The following is a 16,098-nucleotide window of genomic DNA, read 5'->3' on the forward strand; positions in this document are numbered from 1 at the left end:
AGCGCAGTAACAGCCGCAGGCTGGCCCGAAGGGTGAGCGCAGCGAATCAAGGTGTGGCGCCCGTAAGGGGCGCAACCCAAACGCTCAGCGCACGCGGTAATGGATAGTGCTAAGCCCGTGAGCAAGACGCACACAAACTTGCCAGTCCGGTGTCAAGCGTACCCGCCCCGCTAAAATGCGAAGAACCTTTCTTGTTGTGCCTGATCATTATCAGGCCGGTTGGTCAGTCGGTGCGCACGGCGCACCCTACAGATCACCGTCGGCGAAACCGTTCTGCCGCCAGGCCTCGTAAACGGTCACCGCCACCGTGTTGGACAGGTTCAGGCTGCGGCAACCGGCGCGCATCGGCAGGCGCACGCGCTGCTGCGGCGGCAGCGCGTTGCGCACCTCTTCGGGCAGGCCCCGGCTTTCCGGGCCGAACAGGAAGGCGTCGCCAGGCTGGTAGGCGATCTCGTGGAACGGCTGCGAGCCCTTGGTGGTGAAGGCGAACAGGCGTGGCTGGCCGAGGCTGTCGAGGCAGCTTTGCAGGTCCGGGTGGCGCTTGAGCGTGGCGTATTCGTGATAATCCAGGCCGGCGCGGCGCAGGCGCTTGTCGTCCAGTTCGAAGCCCAGCGGCTCGATCAGGTGCAGCTGGCAGCCGCTGTTGGCGCACAGCCTGATAATGTTGCCGGTATTGGGCGGAATTTCCGGTTGAAAGAGGATGACGTGGAACATGCAACACTCCGAGCGCTGGGACGAGCGCCATTCTACGCCGCCAGAAGATCCACGGCCGCGTTTGCGCTGGCGTTTCATGGCATCGGTGATGCTGATCGCCTTTCTCGTCGGCTTGATGATCGGCCGGGTGTTCGACCCACCACGTCTGCGTATCGAGGATGCCGAGGCCTGGGAGCAGGGACTACAGCTCTGGTTCAATCGCGAGCCACAGGCACAGGCCGAGCATGTCGACGGTGCTCTGGTGTATCGCTACGAGGATGTCTACGGGCGGGTGCGTGAGGGGCAACTGAAGCTGCCGCTGGGGCTGGTGAACTGGCGGCTGGAGCGCGACGGGCGGGATCTGTTGCTGGTGCTGGTGTCACCCCGCCCGCTGGACGGGGAGTGGCGCGGTGCGCAAGAGGATGGGCGTTGGCGTGCGCGACTGGCACTGCGTCCCAAATAAAGAAGGGGATTCCCCGGCCTGCCTGTACCAAGGTCCCCGAAACGGGTGGCGCCGTGCTCGTTGGCAAGCGTCGGCGCGTTACACATGACGCGCGGTGGCGTCGAATAAAGAAGGGGATTCCCCGGCCTGCCTGTACCAAGGTCCCCGAAACTGGGATTGCCTTAGCATATGCAGGGCGTGTGCCAATTTTATTACCGGAGCGGGAAGGGGCTATTTCTCTGGGGTTGCGGCCCTCTGGCGAGGGTTTCGGCGCCATTTGCCGGACCGATGTGCACCAGCGTGCAGCGTGATGCACCGATGGCGCACCACGCTGTTCTGGATCGCAGGATGGGAGGTCAGCGTGGCAGCAGTTTCAGCGTGCCCTGGCTGTTGGCTTTGACGTCGGCTTCGCTCAGGTGCTGCGTTTGATACTCGCCAGCGACATGGGAGGCCGCCTGATCACCGTAATGCGCATCGAACGGCACGCCGCTCTGGCCCACGGGAATGCCGCCCAGGGCCTTGTCGGCATCGGCCAGGTCGACCAGGCGCCGGGTCGATGGGCCATAGACCACGGGCCAGGGCGCCGCGCCGACCTTGTGCGAGAGGTTGTTCGGCGTTTCATGGCCGCCTGGTGCGGCAAACGGGCCGACGTTCAGCAGCCAGGCCAGCGGCTGCTGCTGACCAAGCGGGTGCTCATGGCTGAGGGTATGACCCTGGCCCCAGTTCCAGGCATCGACATCATTGCCGAGCACGCTGCGCAGATGCTCCAGGCTGGCGCGCCAGGCATCGGCGACGATCTGCGCGCGGCTTTCACGTTGCTCGCTGCCCTGGCGATTCCACCAGGGTGAATCCGCGTTGGCGGTCAGGCGCGGCAGCGCGGTGTCGAGGGCGCGGGCCTGTAGCAGGCTGTCGAAGAACACCTCGCCCAGCTCGTCGGCCATGGCTTCGTGGGCAAGCTGATAGGTCAGCTGGTTGAACAGGGTGGCGGCCACGGAATCGAGTTCGTGGTCGCCATTCCACTTGGCCAACTGCTCCACCAGCCTGTGCTCCTCATCGTTCGTCGCTGCGGTGCGCAGCTCGTCGAGGATCGGTGCCAGCAGGCGCGGACCATAGCCGGTACCGGGATCGAGCTGCAGTGCCTGGCTGTTCTGCGTATCCCATTTCACCGAGGCGTCGCCCAGGCGCTGGTTCAGGCGCTGGCCACGATCCGGCAGGTTGTAGTAACCGGGAATCTCGATGCCGCTGGCCGGCACGGGCTGGTAGTTGGCCGAGAGAATGTAGCCGCGCGGCGGGTTCTCTTCCTGCGGGTTGGCGCTGAAGGGGTGATAGCCGAGTTTGTCCGCGTCACCGCTGGCACCGTCGAGAATGAAGCTCGGGTTGACCCCGGCCGGACGCAGCGGCAACTTGGCAGCGGCCCACCAGCCGATATCGCCGCTGGCACTGGCCCAGATCACGTTGAGGCCGGGCGCTTCGATCTTCTCGACGGCGGCGCGGGCCTTGTCCAGGTTGTCGGCGCGGCCCAACTGGTAGAAGGCGTCGAGCATCGGGTTGTCGGTTTCGATGAAAGCCCACCACATGGCGATCGGCGTGCTGCCGCTGGTCTGGCCCAGGGCATCGTTGATGATCGGCCCGTGCGGCGAGCGGCGCAGGGTGATCTGCACCGGCTCGGCGTCTTTGACGCGGATGGTTTCCGTGCGTTGCTCGAGATCGACCCAGTTGCCCCGGTACCAGACCTGGTTGGCGTTGTCCGGATTGACGCGCTCGGCGATCAGGTCGAGGTCGTCGTTCTGGAACATGGTCAGGCTCCAGGCGAAGTCGCGATTGTGACCGAGCATGGCGCTGGGAATCAGCGCGTGGTGGTAGCCATATAGCTCGTAGCCGGGCGCCTGCAGGTGCGCCTCGTACCAGACCGCCGGCAGCGAGAAGCGAATGTGCGGGTCACCCGCCAGCAGCGGTTTGCCGCTGGCGGTGCGGCTGCCGGAAACCGCCCAGGCGTTGCTGCCCTCGAACTGCGGCAGACCCTTGCCCTCCAGGGCGCTGTTGCTGAGTTGGGCGAGCGCGGAAAGATCCTGCCAATCGCCGGCGGCCAGGGCGGTGCCGAGCACGCCCTGCGGATGCCAGTCGAGATCGAACGGCTCGAGATAGTCCGCGCCCAGCGCGTCACGGATGTGGGTCATCACCGGTTCGGTGCGCAGGGCCGCGGCGAAGCTGTAGGCCATGTAGCCAGCGACACTGAGCGTATCGGCCATGGTGAAGGGACGTGGCTCGATGCCCAGCAGATCGAACTCCAGCGGACGTGGACGGCTGGCCTGGTACTGGTTGACCCCTTCGAGATAGTGCTGCAGCGCCTGGGTGGACGGGCTGCCTGCGTCCAGCCGAGCGGCGTAGGCATCGGCGTGGCGACCTATTTCCAGGGTGCGGAAGAGGCGGTCGGTGGGCACCAGCTTTTCGCCGAGCACTTCGGCCAGTTCACCGCGCGCCAGGCGCCGCAGCAGCTCCATCTGGAACAGACGATCCTGAGCGTGGACGAAACCGAGGGCGCGGTACATATCCGCTTCATTCTCGGCGCGAATGTGCGGCACGCCGCGTTCGTCGTAGTCGACCGTGACCGGCGCCTGCAGGGCAGCGAGTACTCGTTCGCCGTCACGCTGCGGCTGCTTGTCGTGCAGGTACCAGGTCAGGCCGCCAGCGGCCGCGGCAACCACCAGGGCAAGGGCGGTCAGGGAGCGTTTCATCGAGCGATCCTTATTGTTGTGGGGCAAGCGTGCGGGCATTTTGCTCAGGCGCGTGGGCAGTGGCATTGACCATATGCCTCAATGCTGAAAGTCTATGGTCAATACTTGCCCGGAACCGCCATGGTCGATAACGCCTTCGTCGCCCTTACCCATTCCTCGACCCTGCGTCGGCTGCTCTACGAGGCCCTGGCGGCGCTGGGGCTCGACCCGACCGACACCTACCGCCGTGCCTACGCCGGCGTGTCGCTGGCGGCGCCGCTGCTGGAAGCGCGCGAGGAGCACGACAACGCGCCGCGTTTCTGGCAGGCGCTGGAAGGTATCACGGGGGATGTCGATATCGGCCTGCACCTGGGCGAGGTCATGCAGCCACGGCCGATGGATGTGGTCAGCTACCTGCTGTTGGCGGCTCGGGACCTGCGCCAGGGCCTGCAGGCCTTCGTGCGGTTCCAGCACATTCTGTCCGGCGGTTTCGTTGCGCGGCTCCAGGAGCAGGGGGACGAGGCGCACCTGGTGATCGATCTCAACTACCGCGAGGTTGGCTCGCTGCGTCAGCAGATGGAGTGCCTGGCCGTGCTGCTGAGCAAGATGCTGGCGTCGGCCGCTGGCGGCGAGCTGCCGCTGCTGGGTGTGGAATTTCGTCATCGTGCTCCGCGCAAGCTTGCCGAGCATCGCCGTTTGCTGAGTGTCGAGCCCCGTTTCTCGCGGCCGCACGACGTGCTGATCCTGCCGCGTGCGTTGCTCTCCCGGCCTTCGCGCAGCGCCAGCCCGCGGCTGTTCGAGGTGCTCAGCGAGGAAGCCGAGAAGCAGTTGGCGGCTTTGCTGGAGAACCAGCTGCTGGCGCGGGTGCGCTACTGGCTGGAGGTCAATCTGGGCGGTACGACCTGCAGCCTGGAGGCCTGTGCATTGGCGCTGGGCAGCAATCGCGGTGCCTTGCAGCGTTCGCTGAGTGAGCAGGGCAGCAGTTTTCGCGCGCTGCACGATGAGGTGCGGCGCCTGCGTGCGTTGCGCCTGCTGGATCAGGGCCTGGGCGTGCGCGAGGTGGCGCGGGCCTGCGGTTTCGCCGAGCTGTCGCCGTTCTACCGCGCCTTTCGTCGCTGGCAGGGCAGCACGCCGCGCGGTCTGGTAGCGCGTCACGTAGCAACTGGCGAGTGAAGAGCGTTCGTAGGGTGGGTTAGCGACGCCAGAGGTGGATCGACAAACGCCGCGGAGGTGGTGCGTCGCGTAACCCACCAGGCGGTAGCTCGTATTGCGCCGATGGTGGGTTACGCCGCGTCAAACAGGGCTAATCGCCCGGTAAGCGCAACAGGCGGCTAACCCACCCTACGGTTGCTCGGGCCTCGTCAGTTGCTGGTCGGCGCGGCCCAGTCGCAGAAGCAGCCTAGCGCCAGGGTATTGCTGGCATTCACCTTGCGCCCGGCTGCCAGCGCTTCGAGTATGGGCTCGATGAAGCTGTTGCTCGAGTTGCATACCAGGCCTTCGCTGTAGGGCCCGAAGTAGGCCAACTGGCCCTTTTTGTCCCAGATCGCCACCGCAGGGCTGGCTGGCAGGTTGGTGCTGCCGGGTAGCTCATCGATGGGGCGCAGCGCGGCCAGTTCGGCGGGCAGGCGACCCTGGCTGCCGGGCTTCTGCACGACGTGAAACTCTACGCCTTTGGGCGCGTAGTGCTCGATCAGCTCGGCCAGGTGCTGCTGGTTGCCGACATTGCACGGGCAGGCTGGGTCCCAGAAGTGCACCAGGCGGATCGCGCCGGGGCCGCTCAGCTCGGCGGGCAGTTGCAGTTCGGCGCCGGAGAATACCGCTGCACGTTCGTCGAAGGTGCGCAGGTAGCGCGTTTCGAACCAGCGGTAGGCCAGCGCCATGCCGAACAGCCAGGCCAGGGCGAGCAGGACGATGAGCAGGTTCTTGCGTGTCAGGCGGGGCATGGGGCAGGCCGGGCGTAAAAGGGCGTGTAGCTTGCCACGATGCGCCGGGCAGCTGAATATCGCAGCATTCGAGGAGATGTCGTCGGGATTGTCCGCGCGCATCCTGCAACCTATGGAAAGCCCTATGTCAGAGCCGTTTCAGCCCGATCAATTGCGCCCTCTGCTGCGACCCTTGGCCGCAGCGCACCTGGATTTGCCGGCGCTGCAGGCCTATCGCAACTTCTACGGCTTCGACCTGTCTGCGCGCTTTGCCGGGCTGGACAACCGCCTCGGCAGCTTCAATGCAGCCGGCTATCAGATCGCCGTGCAGCTGTGGGTGCCGGCCGAACCGCGTGGCACCCTGCTGTTGCTGCACGGCTATTACGACCATATGGGCCTGTACCGGCATGTGGTCGACTGGGCGCTGAGCATGAATTTCGCCGTGCTCGCCTGCGACCTGCCGGGGCACGGCCTGTCCAGCGGCGCGCGCGCCAGCATTGGTGATTTTGCCGAGTATCAGCAGGTGCTGGGCGGGTTGTTCGAGCAGGCCAGCGAGCTGGGGTTGCCGCAGCCCTGGCATCTTTGTGGTCAGAGCACGGGCGGCGCGATTGCGCTGGATTATCTGCTCGCCGACGGCAAGCGCCCGGAGCTCGGGCAGAGCATTCTCCTGGCACCACTGGTGCGGCCGCGCGCCTGGGCCTGGTCGAAGCTCAGCTATCGAATGCTCAGCCCCTTCGTTCGCGAAATTCCGCGGCGCTTCAGCGACAACTCCAGCGACGCCGCCTTCGTCGATTTCGTGCACAACCTCGACCCTCTGCAGCCGCGCAGCTTGCCGACTGCCTGGGTGGGGGCGTTGGCCAAATGGGTGCCGCGCATCGAGGCTGCCGGGCGCAGCGCACACAGCCCGCTGATCGTTCAGGGCGAGGCGGACATGACCGTGGACTGGCGCCACAACCTCGAGGTGCTGCAGGACAAGTTCCATCAGCCAGAGATCATGCGGCTGACGGAGGCGCGTCACCATCTGGCCAATGAGAACGAGGCGCTGCGCCTGCGTTACTTCGATTTTCTGCGCGAGCGATTGACTTAGGTCCCCTGCGACAACGGCTCTGGAACGGGCCAGTTGCGTCAGGATTTATCCGCGATAGGCATTGGCGCCGGCACTGCAGGAATCGCGAATGAATTCGCTCCTACAGGGGGAGTCGAGCCATGTGGTCTTTCAGATGCCCTGCGGCTCCAGCTCATCGGTGCTCATGCCTACTGCCAGGCCTGCGCGTAGCGCCTGCAGGGCGGCCTGGTAGTAGGTTTTGCCCGCTTGCGACTGGGCGAATTCGACGAACTGCTCCAGCTCCGGGTCGCTCAGCTCGCGATAGACGTGCAGCAGGGTGTTGTCGAGGTCCTGTTCGATCTGCGTCATCAGGCGCTCACGCTGACCATTGAGCAGCCCCTGAGCCTGGCCGCCGCCGAGCAGGCCGGGAATCATCTGGCTGAGGCTGTCGGCTGCCACGCCGGCCAGCGCCAGGCTGATTTCGGCGCCGGCTTCCTTGGCGGGAATGGCCTGGGCCAGGTGGCGAATCAGCAGGCGACGGGTGGCATCGGCGTCGGTGCGCGGCAGACCATTGGCGTACTTGGCCAATTGGTCGCTACGGGTGGCCAGTGTCTCGGCGGCGACGATCTTGCGGCCCAGCGCGGATTCGAAGAAGGCCAGCGCCGGCTGTGGGTCGGCCAGCTCCATGCTCAGGCTGTGTTGCGCGCGCTGGTCGATGGCGGCAGCGGCGAAGCGGCGATTGCTGTTATCCACCAGTGCCTGAAACACCGCCGGTGGCAGGGTGCTGCGGTAGCGCTGCTGAGCAGCGTCAAGCGCCTGATTGAAATGTTCACGCTGTTGCGGCCAGCCGGCAGCCTGATACAGGCGCAGGTGGTCGTCTGCCAGGGCCGGCAAGGTCAGGCCAATCAGCAACAGGGCAAACAGAACACGCATCGAGAACTCCTTGGCAAACTTTCCTGGCCGGCCGCAGGGTGCTGCGGCCGGTTATTTTCGGCGGCTGGCGGAGGCTTGTCGAGTCACGACATGCCACTGATACAATCGCCGTCATGAGCCCATCCAGCCTGCACGACCTCTTTTCCGGCCTTATCGACGACCTCGCCAGCCAGGGCTGGTCGCAGCGGGCGTTGTTCGCCCCAGAGGTTCTGACCCACGAACTGGCCGCCGAGTGCCGCACGCGTGCACAGAATGGCGAACTCAATGCTGCCAGCGTGGGTCGCGGGGGCGCGCAGCAGGTGCAGGAAGGGATTCGTGGCGACCACATTCAATGGCTGGAACCTGGCCAGAGCCAAGCCTGTGATCAGTACCTGCAACTGATGGACGGTTTGCGTCAGGCGCTCAATCAGGCGCTCTATCTGGGGCTCGAAGACTACGAATGTCACTTTGCCTGCTATGCGCCCGGGGCCTTCTATCAGCGTCATCTAGATCGTTTTCGCGATGACGACCGCCGCACGGTGTCGGCGGTGTTCTATCTGAACGAGGACTGGCGGGCCGAACAGGGCGGGGCGTTGCGCCTGTATCTGGCCGATGGCCGTGAGCATGACGTATTGCCTCAGGCGGGTACGCTGGCGCTGTTTCTATCGTCCGAGATGCCGCACGAGGTGCTGCCGGCCAGCCGCGAACGGCTGTCGTTGACCGGCTGGTTCAGGCGTCGGGGTGGTGCGCTGCTCTGAGTCTTGCGAGCGGCAGTCATGGAGAGCGAGTCGATGCAGAAGATATTGGTCAGTCGTTGCCTGCTCGGGCATCGGGTGCGTTATGACGGCGGTGCTCACGGCCCCTTCGATCAGCTTCAACAGTGGCTGGACGAAGGGCGAGTGGTGGCGCTGTGTCCGGAGGTAGCCGGTGGTCTGCCGACGCCGCGTCCGCCTGCGGAAATTCGCGATGGCCAGGGTGGGGCGGTGTTGGATGGGCGGCTGCCCGTACTGACGATCGAAGGCGAGGATGTCACGGCTGCGTTCGTCGACGGCGCCGAACAGGCCCTGGCGCTGGTGCACGCGCACGACATCCGCCTGGCACTGCTGAAGGCGCGCAGCCCTTCGTGTGGCAATCTGGAAAACTACGACGGCAGCTTCAGCGGCGAGCGGGTGCCGGGCGAGGGCGTGACCGCCGCGTTGTTGAAACGAGCCGGGGTGAAGGTGTTCAACGAAATGCAGTTGGACCAAGCGGCAGCCGAATTGGCGCGGTTGGAGCAAGGTGGCGCTTTAGGGTCGTAGGGGCGAGCTCTGCTCGCGAACATGGGCACTTCGCGAGCAGAGCTCGCTCCTACAGGGCTGCCCGCTGACGTGTTGCAGATAAAGAAAAGGGAGACCGAAGCCTCCCTTTTTTGCTGCTGCGTTCGATTAGAACAGGACGCGGCTGCGGATGGTGCCATTGACGTGCTGCAGCTTCTCCAGTGCCAGGTCGGAGTACTCGGCGTCGACGTCGACCACCACGTAGCCGACCTTGTCGTTGGTCTGCAGGAACTGGCCGGAGATGTTGATGCCGTTGTCGGCGAACACCTTGTTGATTTCGCTCATCACGCCCGGAATGTTCTCGTGGATGTGCAGCAGGCGGTGCTTGCCCGGATGCGCCGGCAGGGCCACTTCAGGGAAGTTGACCGAGGACACCGAGGTACCGTTGTCGCTGTACTTGACCAGCTTCTCGGCCACTTCCAGGCCGATGTTGGCCTGCGCTTCGGCGGTGGAGCCACCGATGTGCGGGGTCAGGATCACGCGATCCAGGCCACGCAGCGGGCTCTCGAACTCTTCGTCGTTGGACTTGGGCTCGACCGGGAACACGTCGATGGCCGCGCCGATCAGGTGCTCGTCCTTGATCGCATTGGCCAGGTGATCCAGCTCGACCACGGTGCCGCGCGCGGCGTTGATCAGGATGCCGCCCTTCTTCATCGCGCGGATTTCCTTCTCGCCGATCATCCACTGGGTGGACGGCAGCTCAGGAACATGCAGAGACACGATGTCGCACAGGCCCAGCAGCTCGTACAGATCGCCGATCTGCGTGGCGTTACCCAGTGGCAGTTTGGTCACGGTGTCGTAGAAGAACACCTGCATGCCGAGGGCCTCGGCCAGTACCGAGAGCTGAGTGCCGATGGAGCCGTAGCCTACGATTCCCAGCTTCTTGCCGCGGATTTCGAAGGAATTGGCCGCCGACTTGATCCAGCCGCCACGGTGGCAGGAGGCGTTCTTCTCGGGAATGCCGCGCAGCAGCAGGATGGCCTGGGCCAGTACCAGTTCGGCGACCGAGCGGGTGTTGGAGTAGGGCGCGTTGAATACCGCGATACCACGCTCACGGGCGGCGTTCAGGTCGACCTGGTTGGTACCGATGCAGAAGCAACCGACGGCAACCAGCTTCTTCGCGCAGTCGAAGACTTCTGCCGTCAGCTGGGTGCGCGAGCGAATACCGATGAAGTGCGCATCGGCGATCTTTTCTTTCAGCTCTTCGCCTGACAGCGCGCCCTTGAGGTACTCGATGTTGCTATAGCCGGCGGCCTTCAGGGTGTCCACGGCATTCTGGTGGACGCCTTCGAGAAGAAGGAACTTGATCTTGCTCTTGTCGAGAGAGGTCTTGCTCATCGGAGTACCTGTTGTCCCAGGGATGTTGGCAGGGAAGGGCCGAGAAACTCAGCCAGCGCCCGTAGATCGCTGCATGGCTCGATTCACGGGGTGCGTATGCTAGCATGTTCGCCTTTTTCAATGCTCGGTTGCGACCTGAATGGTTCTCAGGGCGACCATGAATCCTTTGAGAGTTCCGTAGATGACCACCCCTGCCCAGATCGAAGAGCTGAAGACCCTGGTTGAACCCGGCAAGGTACTGACCGACGCCGATTCCCTCGAGGCCTATGGCAAGGACTGGACCAAGCATTTCGCCCCGGCGCCTTCGGCCATCGTCTTCCCCAAGACTACCGAGCAGGTGCAGGCCATCGTGCGCTGGGCCAACGCGCACAAGATCGCCCTCGTGCCGTCTGGCGGCCGTACCGGCCTGTCGGCCGCTGCCGTGGCGGCCAACGGCGAAGTGGTGGTGGCGTTCGACTACATGAACCAGATTCTCTCGTTCAACGAGTACGACCGTGCAGCGGTATGCCAGCCGGGCGTGGTGACCAAGCAGCTGCAGCTGTTCGCCGAAGAGAAGGGCCTTTATTACCCGGTGGACTTCGCCTCTTCGGGGTCCAGCCAGATTGGCGGCAATATCGGCACCAATGCCGGCGGTATCAAGGTGATTCGCTACGGCATGACCCGCAACTGGGTGGCGGGCCTGAAGGTCGTGACCGGTACCGGCGAACTGCTGGAGCTGAACAAGGACCTGATCAAGAACGCCACCGGTTACGACCTGCGCCAGCTGTTCATCGGTGCCGAAGGTACGCTGGGCTTCGTGGTCGAGGCGACCATGCGCCTGGACCGCGCGCCGAAGAACCTCACTGCGATGGTGCTCGGTACCGCTGATTTCGACTCGATCATGCCGGTGCTGCACGCCTTCCAGAGCAAGCTCGACCTGACTGCGTTCGAGTTCTTCTCCGACAAGGCCCTGGCCAAGGTGCTCGGCCGTGGCGACGTGCCGGCGCCGTTCGAAAGCGAATGCCCCTTCTATGCCTTGCTGGAGTTCGAAGCCAGTACCGAGGAAGTGGCCAACCAGGCGCTGGAAACCTTCGAGTACTGCGTCGAGCAGGGTTGGGTTGTCGACGGCGTGATGAGCCAGAGCGAGCAGCAGCTGCAGAACCTGTGGAAGCTGCGCGAATACATCTCCGAGACCATCAGCCACTGGACACCGTACAAGAACGACATCTCGGTCACCGTCAGCCAGGTGCCAGCCTTCCTCAAGGATATCGACGCCATCGTCGAAGCCAACTACCCGGATTTCGAGGTGGTGTGGTTCGGCCATATTGGTGACGGCAACCTGCACCTGAATATCCTCAAGCCCGAGAACCTGTCCAAGGACGAGTTCTTCGCCAAGTGCGCAGTGGTCAACCAGTGGGTGTTCGAGACCGTACAGAAGTACAACGGCTCGATCAGCGCCGAGCATGGTGTGGGCATGACCAAACGTGATTACCTGCACTACAGTCGTTCGCCGGCGGAGATTGCCTGCATGAAGGCGGTCAAGGCGGTGTTCGATCCGAACGGCATCATGAACCCCGGCAAGATTTTCGCGGTTTGATCTCGTAGGGTGCGCTGCGCGCACCCATGATCCAACGCGTCTTGGTGCGCACGGCGCACCCTACTGATCAGGAGTCCCCGATGAGTTATCAGCACCAGTACGTCGACGGAACCACCGTCCACTTCCCCCTCGGCAAGGTCGTGTGCATTGGCCGCAACTACGCCGAGCACGCCAGGGAACTGAACAACCCGGTGCCCAGCGAACCCTTGCTGTTCATCAAGCCGGGCTCCTGTGTGGTGCCGCTCGATAGTGGCTTCGCCATTCCCGAGGATCGCGGTTCGGTGCATTACGAGGCGGAAATCGCCGTGCTGATCGGCAAGCCGCTGTCGAAGGCGCCGGATGCCGAGGAAGTGCGTGATGCCATCAGCGGCTTCGCTCCGGCCCTGGACCTGACCCTGCGCGACGTGCAGGCCAAGCTCAAGGAGAAGGGCTATCCCTGGGAAATTGCCAAGAGTTTCGACGGTGCCTGCGTGCTGGCGCCTTTCGTACCCGGCGATGCCATCGAGGACCTGGCCGATATCGGCATTCGCCTGGTGATCAACGGCGAAACCCGCCAGGACGGCAACAGCCGCGACATGCTCAACCCCATTATCGCGATGATCCAGCACATGGCCGGGCACTTCGCCCTGCAGCCGGGCGACGTGATCCTGACCGGCACGCCGGTCGGCGTTGGTGCGCTGAACAAGGGCGATGAGCTGGTGCTGGAGCTGGTTGGTCACAGTCGTTTCACCAGCCGCGTCCTATAGCGCTGCCCACGATCGAGCTGCGCGTCGGCCCTGCGCCGTCAAGAACAGGCTCCAGCTTGCAAGATCGTGCACAGGTTCTATCTCCATCGCCGCCTCTTCAGGCGGCGGAACTCTTCCAGACAGCGGATGTCGGATTGCCACTATGCAGCCGAGTTGTCGCCGATGTCCTCCCTCCGTTCCCGCCTTTCTCGTCCCCGTTGCTGGTTGTCCGGCATGGCCGTGCTGGCCGTGGTCACAGCAGTAGAAACCCAGCATTGGGATGATCGTGCCCTGCTCTGGTGGCAGGAGGGGCGCACGCCGTTGGTCGAGCGTCTGGCCAGCGTCTGGCTGCCTGGCTACCGTGCGGTTATTCAGGCCAAGCCCTTGTCTGGCCTGGAGCGAGATGAAACCTCGGGGCTTACCTACAACCCGCTGACCGGCACCCTCTTCACCGTTACGGGTAAGAATCCCCTGTTGGTGGAGCTCTCGCGTGAAGGGGAGGTGTTGCGGCGTATCCAGTTGAAGGGCTTCGCTGACCCGGAAGCGGTGGAAATGATGGACAGCGGACGCATGGCCATCGTCGATGAACGTCGTCGTCAGCTCATCACCTTTACCCTGCATGACGATGACCTGGAACTGGATGCGGCCGATTTACCCGGTTTCGACCTGGGCTTTGTCGACGCGGGTAACAAGGGCTTCGAAGCCGTTGGCTGGGATGCGCGCAGCAGCAGCCTGATGCTGGGCAAGGAGCGTAGCCCGATGGGCTTGTTCAGCCTGCCTTTTCCGGGCGAGGACGGTGCTGCTGGCGTGATGCAGCCTTTCAACTACGGCAGTCTGGGAGTGCGCGATATTTCTTCGCTGAGTATCGATGCGCGTACCGGCCACGCGCTGGTGCTGTCCGACGAGTCGCGCATGCTACTGGAATTGGATCGTAGTGGTCACCCGATCAGCTTTCTCAGTCTTACCGGCGGTCTCAACGGTCTGGAGCAGGGCATCAAGCAGGCCGAGGGCGTGACCATGGACGAAGAGGGCAACATCTATATCGTCGCCGAGCCCAATCTTTTTTATGTGTTCAGCAAGGCGCGACCGGGTGCCAGTTGAGTGGGGTGGTGGATTCAGTTTGGCTTAAGCCGCGATTCAGTCTGGCTTCAGCTAGCGGCACTAATCTGACCTCGTCACTTACGAACAACGAGGTTCACACCATGAAACGTACCGCTCTCGCTCTGATGGTTCTGCCGCTGCTCAGCACTGCCGCTTTCGCCACTGGCTACACCGGCCCGGGCGCTACTCCGCAGGTCACCACGGTATCTGCTGCACTGCAGGCTGCCGATGACACCCATGTCGTACTGGAAGGCCAGATCGTCAAGCGCCTGCAGGACGAGCTCTACGAGTTCAAGGACGCCAGCGGCACCATCCAGGTGGAAATCGATGACGAAGACTGGCCGGGCCAGACAGTTTCGGAAACCGCCAAGGTGCGTCTGACCGGTGAAGTCGACAAGGACTTCAACAGCCGCGAGATCGATGTCGATCGCGTCGAACTGATCAACTGATCGCGATATCCCCCGCCCGCCACGTCAAGCCCGTGGCGGGCTTTTCCGTGGTCGTCAGAGAAGTCCATCATGCGTCGTTTGCTCTCCATAAACCCCTGGCTCTATCTGCTGTGCTTCGTGTTGTTGCTTGGCGCCGTGCTGGGGCAGCAGTATCGGCTGTTCGAGCGAGCCTGGTTCTCCGTGCAGCAATGGCAGCATGGCGCGCAGTGGCGCGGTCAGTCGCTGTGGCTGGGTGACTACCGCGTGGTGATCGAGGGCAGGCCGATTGCCGATATCAGCGACGTGTCGGCGCTGACCTACGACCCGGATCGCCGCAGCCTGTTCAGTGTCACCAACAAACCGGCCAAGGTGATCGAGATCAGCCTGCAGGGCGAGCTCAAGCGCACCATCGATCTCGCGGGTTTTGGTGATCCCGAGGCCATCGAATATGTGGCGCCCGGCACCTACGTGATTGCCGACGAGCGCGAGCAGCGCCTGGTCAAGGTGCGCATCGACGACGCCACTCGCGTGATCGACGCGGCCGACTTCCAGCAACTTTCCCTGGGTATCGGGCGCAACGGCAACAAGGGTTTCGAGGGGTTGGCCTACGATGCGAAGAATCAGCGTCTGCTGGTAGCCAAGGAGCGCGATCCGGTGCGCATCTTCGAGGTGCTCGGCTTCCCCCATGTCGACGAGAGCAAGCCGTTGGCGCTGCAGGTCAATACCGACCCGAAGCGCGATGCGCGGCTGTTCGTACGCGACCTTTCCAGCCTCGACTTCGATACGGCGACCGGCCATCTGCTGGCGCTGTCGGATGAGTCGCGCCTGGTGATCGAGTTGAACGCAGAGGGCAAACCGATCAGTACCCTGTCGCTGCTACGTGGCCAGCATGGCCTGCAGCGCAGTGTGCCGCAGGCCGAGGGGGTGGCGACGGATGACGACGGCAACCTGTACCTGATCAGTGAGCCGAACCTGTTCTATGTGTTCAGGAAGCAGGCCGACTAGCCCGTCTGGTCGTCCGTTTGCGCATCGGGCGCGTTCTTCTGCACCGACTCGATGCCGCTCTTGCAACTGGCGGCGCTGGCATACATCTGACTTTGCCCGACTACCTGGCCGTTGGTGGCCATGAGCAGGAAGTAGTGTTTGTCGTTGCTCGAGGTCTTGGTCTCGAAGGCGCCGTCGCGCTGTGAATTCTTCTTCACCGACTCGATGCCGTTCAGTGCCGAGTCCTTGGCCTTGTACATCTCGCTGGTGAGGATGACCTGGCCATTGCTGGCCAGCAGGTTGAAGTGGAATTGGCCGTCTTTGGCTTTCTTCAGCTCGAACTTTCCAGACATGTTCATTTCTCCCTGAACGCCCGGCGGTATGCCGCGGCGATGCTCAGCAAGCGTAGACCATCAATGCGAATGGCTCTTGCCGACATGGGTGTGGCCATCGTCCGGCAGCGGCTGCACGCCGCCGCTGACGTTGAGCTGGCGCAGGATGCCGCAGTCTTCCGCCTCCTTGGGGCCGTTGCAACGGTCGCGCAACTCGGTGAGTTGCGCGCGTAGCGCCTGCAGGCTGTCGATGCGCGCCTGAACATGTTCGATATGCTCGTCCACCAGGCTGTTGATGCCGGCGCAGCTCTCGTGAGGCAGGTCGCGCAGGGCCAGTAGCCGCTGAATCTCTTCCAGGGTCATGTCCAGCGTCCGGCAGTTGCGGATGAATACCAGGCGCTCCAGGTGCGGGGCGCCGTACAGGCGGTAGTTGCCTTCGCTGCGTGCGGGTGCCGGCAGCAGGCCTTCACGTTCGTAGTAGCGGACGGTCTCTACCTGGCAGCCGGCCTTTTTCGCCAATTCTCCGATTTTCATGGGATCGCTCCGTGGGGGCTTGACCCTATAGTGACT

17 protein-coding genes are annotated in these 16,098 nt (G+C 63.6%); 10 read left to right on the plus strand and 7 right to left on the minus strand.

What is annotated here, in order from left to right; all coding sequences use genetic code 11:
* Positions 1-246: 246 nt before the first annotated feature.
* The gene (trmL, locus tag ACN0X6_RS23295) at positions 247-714 is read right to left on the minus strand and encodes a tRNA (uridine(34)/cytosine(34)/5-carboxymethylaminomethyluridine(34)-2'-O)-methyltransferase TrmL (RefSeq protein ID WP_417707579.1); all 468 of its coding nucleotides are present in this window, start codon (positions 712-714) and stop codon (positions 247-249) included.
* Between trmL and ACN0X6_RS23300 the strand changes: the two genes are divergently transcribed.
* On the plus strand, positions 713-1,156 hold the full coding sequence (locus ACN0X6_RS23300; protein ID WP_417707581.1) for a hypothetical protein: 444 nt from the start codon (positions 713-715) through the stop codon (positions 1,154-1,156). The genes trmL and ACN0X6_RS23300 overlap by 2 nt on opposite strands.
* Before the next feature lie 335 nt (positions 1,157-1,491).
* Here the strand turns inward: ACN0X6_RS23300 and ACN0X6_RS23305 are convergent, their stop codons facing one another.
* A complete protein-coding gene (locus tag ACN0X6_RS23305) occupies positions 1,492-3,870 on the minus strand; it encodes a penicillin acylase family protein (RefSeq protein ID WP_417707583.1) in 2,379 nt (792 codons plus the stop codon).
* A gap of 120 nt (positions 3,871-3,990) precedes the next feature.
* On the opposite strand from ACN0X6_RS23305, the gene ACN0X6_RS23310 reads away from it, so the two are divergent.
* Positions 3,991-5,022, plus strand: coding sequence for an AraC family transcriptional regulator ligand-binding domain-containing protein (locus ACN0X6_RS23310; protein WP_417707584.1), 1,032 nt, complete (start codon positions 3,991-3,993; stop codon positions 5,020-5,022).
* A 188-nt stretch (positions 5,023-5,210) separates the two neighbouring features.
* On the opposite strand, the gene ACN0X6_RS23315 is transcribed toward ACN0X6_RS23310, so the two are convergent.
* Positions 5,211-5,792 carry a DUF6436 domain-containing protein gene (locus tag ACN0X6_RS23315; protein ID WP_417707586.1) on the minus strand — a complete coding sequence of 194 codons (582 nt, stop codon included), beginning with the start codon at positions 5,790-5,792 and terminating at the stop codon, positions 5,211-5,213.
* Positions 5,793-5,916: 124 nt separating this feature from the next.
* Between ACN0X6_RS23315 and ACN0X6_RS23320 the strand changes: the two genes are divergently transcribed.
* Complete coding sequence (locus tag ACN0X6_RS23320) at positions 5,917-6,858, plus strand: alpha/beta hydrolase (protein ID WP_417707588.1); 942 nt, start codon at positions 5,917-5,919, stop codon at positions 6,856-6,858.
* A 129-nt stretch (positions 6,859-6,987) separates the two neighbouring features.
* On the opposite strand, the gene ACN0X6_RS23325 is transcribed toward ACN0X6_RS23320, so the two are convergent.
* Positions 6,988-7,749: a hypothetical protein gene (locus ACN0X6_RS23325; protein WP_417707590.1), complete on the minus strand. Its 762-nt coding sequence runs from the start codon at positions 7,747-7,749 to the stop codon at positions 6,988-6,990.
* Between the two features lie 113 nt (positions 7,750-7,862).
* Here ACN0X6_RS23325 and ACN0X6_RS23330 point away from each other — a divergent pair, with 113 nt between their 5' ends.
* Together ACN0X6_RS23330 and ACN0X6_RS23335 are read left to right on the plus strand one after the other, a co-directional pair.
* Positions 7,863-8,486 carry a 2OG-Fe(II) oxygenase gene (locus ACN0X6_RS23330; protein ID WP_417707592.1) on the plus strand — a complete coding sequence of 208 codons (624 nt, stop codon included), beginning with the start codon at positions 7,863-7,865 and terminating at the stop codon, positions 8,484-8,486.
* A gap of 33 nt (positions 8,487-8,519) precedes the next feature.
* Entirely contained in the window at positions 8,520-9,026 is a 507-nt protein-coding gene (locus tag ACN0X6_RS23335; RefSeq protein ID WP_417707594.1) for a DUF523 domain-containing protein, read from the plus strand.
* Between the two features lie 126 nt (positions 9,027-9,152).
* Here the strand turns inward: ACN0X6_RS23335 and serA are convergent, their stop codons facing one another.
* The gene (gene serA, locus ACN0X6_RS23340) at positions 9,153-10,382 is read right to left on the minus strand and encodes a phosphoglycerate dehydrogenase (protein ID WP_417707596.1); all 1,230 of its coding nucleotides are present in this window, start codon (positions 10,380-10,382) and stop codon (positions 9,153-9,155) included.
* A 181-nt stretch (positions 10,383-10,563) separates the two neighbouring features.
* On the opposite strand from serA, the gene ACN0X6_RS23345 reads away from it, so the two are divergent.
* The 5 genes from ACN0X6_RS23345 to ACN0X6_RS23365 all read left to right on the plus strand — a co-directional run bounded on the left by ACN0X6_RS23345 (position 10,564) and on the right by ACN0X6_RS23365 (position 15,217).
* The gene (locus ACN0X6_RS23345; protein ID WP_417707598.1) at positions 10,564-11,958 is read left to right on the plus strand and encodes an FAD-binding oxidoreductase; all 1,395 of its coding nucleotides are present in this window, start codon (positions 10,564-10,566) and stop codon (positions 11,956-11,958) included.
* A gap of 80 nt (positions 11,959-12,038) precedes the next feature.
* The gene (locus ACN0X6_RS23350; protein WP_417707600.1) at positions 12,039-12,704 is read left to right on the plus strand and encodes a fumarylacetoacetate hydrolase family protein; all 666 of its coding nucleotides are present in this window, start codon (positions 12,039-12,041) and stop codon (positions 12,702-12,704) included.
* Between the two features lie 162 nt (positions 12,705-12,866).
* Positions 12,867-13,784: an SdiA-regulated domain-containing protein gene (locus ACN0X6_RS23355; protein ID WP_417707602.1), complete on the plus strand. Its 918-nt coding sequence runs from the start codon at positions 12,867-12,869 to the stop codon at positions 13,782-13,784.
* A 101-nt stretch (positions 13,785-13,885) separates the two neighbouring features.
* Entirely contained in the window at positions 13,886-14,233 is a 348-nt protein-coding gene (locus tag ACN0X6_RS23360) for a NirD/YgiW/YdeI family stress tolerance protein (protein ID WP_417707604.1), read from the plus strand.
* A 69-nt stretch (positions 14,234-14,302) separates the two neighbouring features.
* Positions 14,303-15,217 (plus strand): SdiA-regulated domain-containing protein, encoded by a 915-nt coding sequence (locus ACN0X6_RS23365; protein WP_417707605.1) that lies wholly within the window; start codon positions 14,303-14,305, stop codon positions 15,215-15,217.
* Here ACN0X6_RS23365 and ACN0X6_RS23370 read toward each other — a convergent pair.
* Together ACN0X6_RS23370 and cadR are read right to left on the minus strand one after the other, a co-directional pair.
* Positions 15,214-15,549, minus strand: coding sequence for a YegP family protein (locus ACN0X6_RS23370; RefSeq protein ID WP_046493376.1), 336 nt, complete (start codon positions 15,547-15,549; stop codon positions 15,214-15,216). The genes ACN0X6_RS23365 and ACN0X6_RS23370 overlap by 4 nt on opposite strands.
* Positions 15,550-15,609: 60 nt before the next feature.
* Positions 15,610-16,062 carry a Cd(II)/Pb(II)-responsive transcriptional regulator gene (gene cadR / locus ACN0X6_RS23375; RefSeq protein ID WP_417707608.1) on the minus strand — a complete coding sequence of 151 codons (453 nt, stop codon included), beginning with the start codon at positions 16,060-16,062 and terminating at the stop codon, positions 15,610-15,612.
* Between the last annotated feature and the right edge of the window lie 36 nt (positions 16,063-16,098).

Origin of the sequence: Pseudomonas sp. (assembly GCF_048269965.1) — a bacterium.
Taxonomy (GTDB): Bacteria; Pseudomonadota; Gammaproteobacteria; order Pseudomonadales; family Pseudomonadaceae; genus Aquipseudomonas.

Coding starts and splice junctions, on each gene's coding strand:
- ACN0X6_RS23300 (WP_417707581.1), top strand. CDS start 713: ATGCAACACTCCGAGCGCTGGGACGAGCGCCATTCTACGCCGCCAGAA.
- trmL (WP_417707579.1), bottom strand. CDS start 714: ATGTTCCACGTCATCCTCTTTCAACCGGAAATTCCGCCCAATACCGGC.
- ACN0X6_RS23305 (WP_417707583.1), bottom strand. CDS start 3,870: ATGAAACGCTCCCTGACCGCCCTTGCCCTGGTGGTTGCCGCGGCCGCT.
- ACN0X6_RS23310 (WP_417707584.1), top strand. CDS start 3,991: ATGGTCGATAACGCCTTCGTCGCCCTTACCCATTCCTCGACCCTGCGT.
- ACN0X6_RS23315 (WP_417707586.1), bottom strand. CDS start 5,792: ATGCCCCGCCTGACACGCAAGAACCTGCTCATCGTCCTGCTCGCCCTG.
- ACN0X6_RS23320 (WP_417707588.1), top strand. CDS start 5,917: ATGTCAGAGCCGTTTCAGCCCGATCAATTGCGCCCTCTGCTGCGACCC.
- ACN0X6_RS23325 (WP_417707590.1), bottom strand. CDS start 7,749: ATGCGTGTTCTGTTTGCCCTGTTGCTGATTGGCCTGACCTTGCCGGCC.
- ACN0X6_RS23330 (WP_417707592.1), top strand. CDS start 7,863: ATGAGCCCATCCAGCCTGCACGACCTCTTTTCCGGCCTTATCGACGAC.
- ACN0X6_RS23335 (WP_417707594.1), top strand. CDS start 8,520: ATGCAGAAGATATTGGTCAGTCGTTGCCTGCTCGGGCATCGGGTGCGT.
- serA (WP_417707596.1), bottom strand. CDS start 10,382: ATGAGCAAGACCTCTCTCGACAAGAGCAAGATCAAGTTCCTTCTTCTC.
- ACN0X6_RS23345 (WP_417707598.1), top strand. CDS start 10,564: ATGACCACCCCTGCCCAGATCGAAGAGCTGAAGACCCTGGTTGAACCC.
- ACN0X6_RS23350 (WP_417707600.1), top strand. CDS start 12,039: ATGAGTTATCAGCACCAGTACGTCGACGGAACCACCGTCCACTTCCCC.
- ACN0X6_RS23355 (WP_417707602.1), top strand. CDS start 12,867: ATGTCCTCCCTCCGTTCCCGCCTTTCTCGTCCCCGTTGCTGGTTGTCC.
- ACN0X6_RS23360 (WP_417707604.1), top strand. CDS start 13,886: ATGAAACGTACCGCTCTCGCTCTGATGGTTCTGCCGCTGCTCAGCACT.
- ACN0X6_RS23365 (WP_417707605.1), top strand. CDS start 14,303: ATGCGTCGTTTGCTCTCCATAAACCCCTGGCTCTATCTGCTGTGCTTC.
- ACN0X6_RS23370 (WP_046493376.1), bottom strand. CDS start 15,549: ATGTCTGGAAAGTTCGAGCTGAAGAAAGCCAAAGACGGCCAATTCCAC.
- cadR (WP_417707608.1), bottom strand. CDS start 16,062: ATGAAAATCGGAGAATTGGCGAAAAAGGCCGGCTGCCAGGTAGAGACC.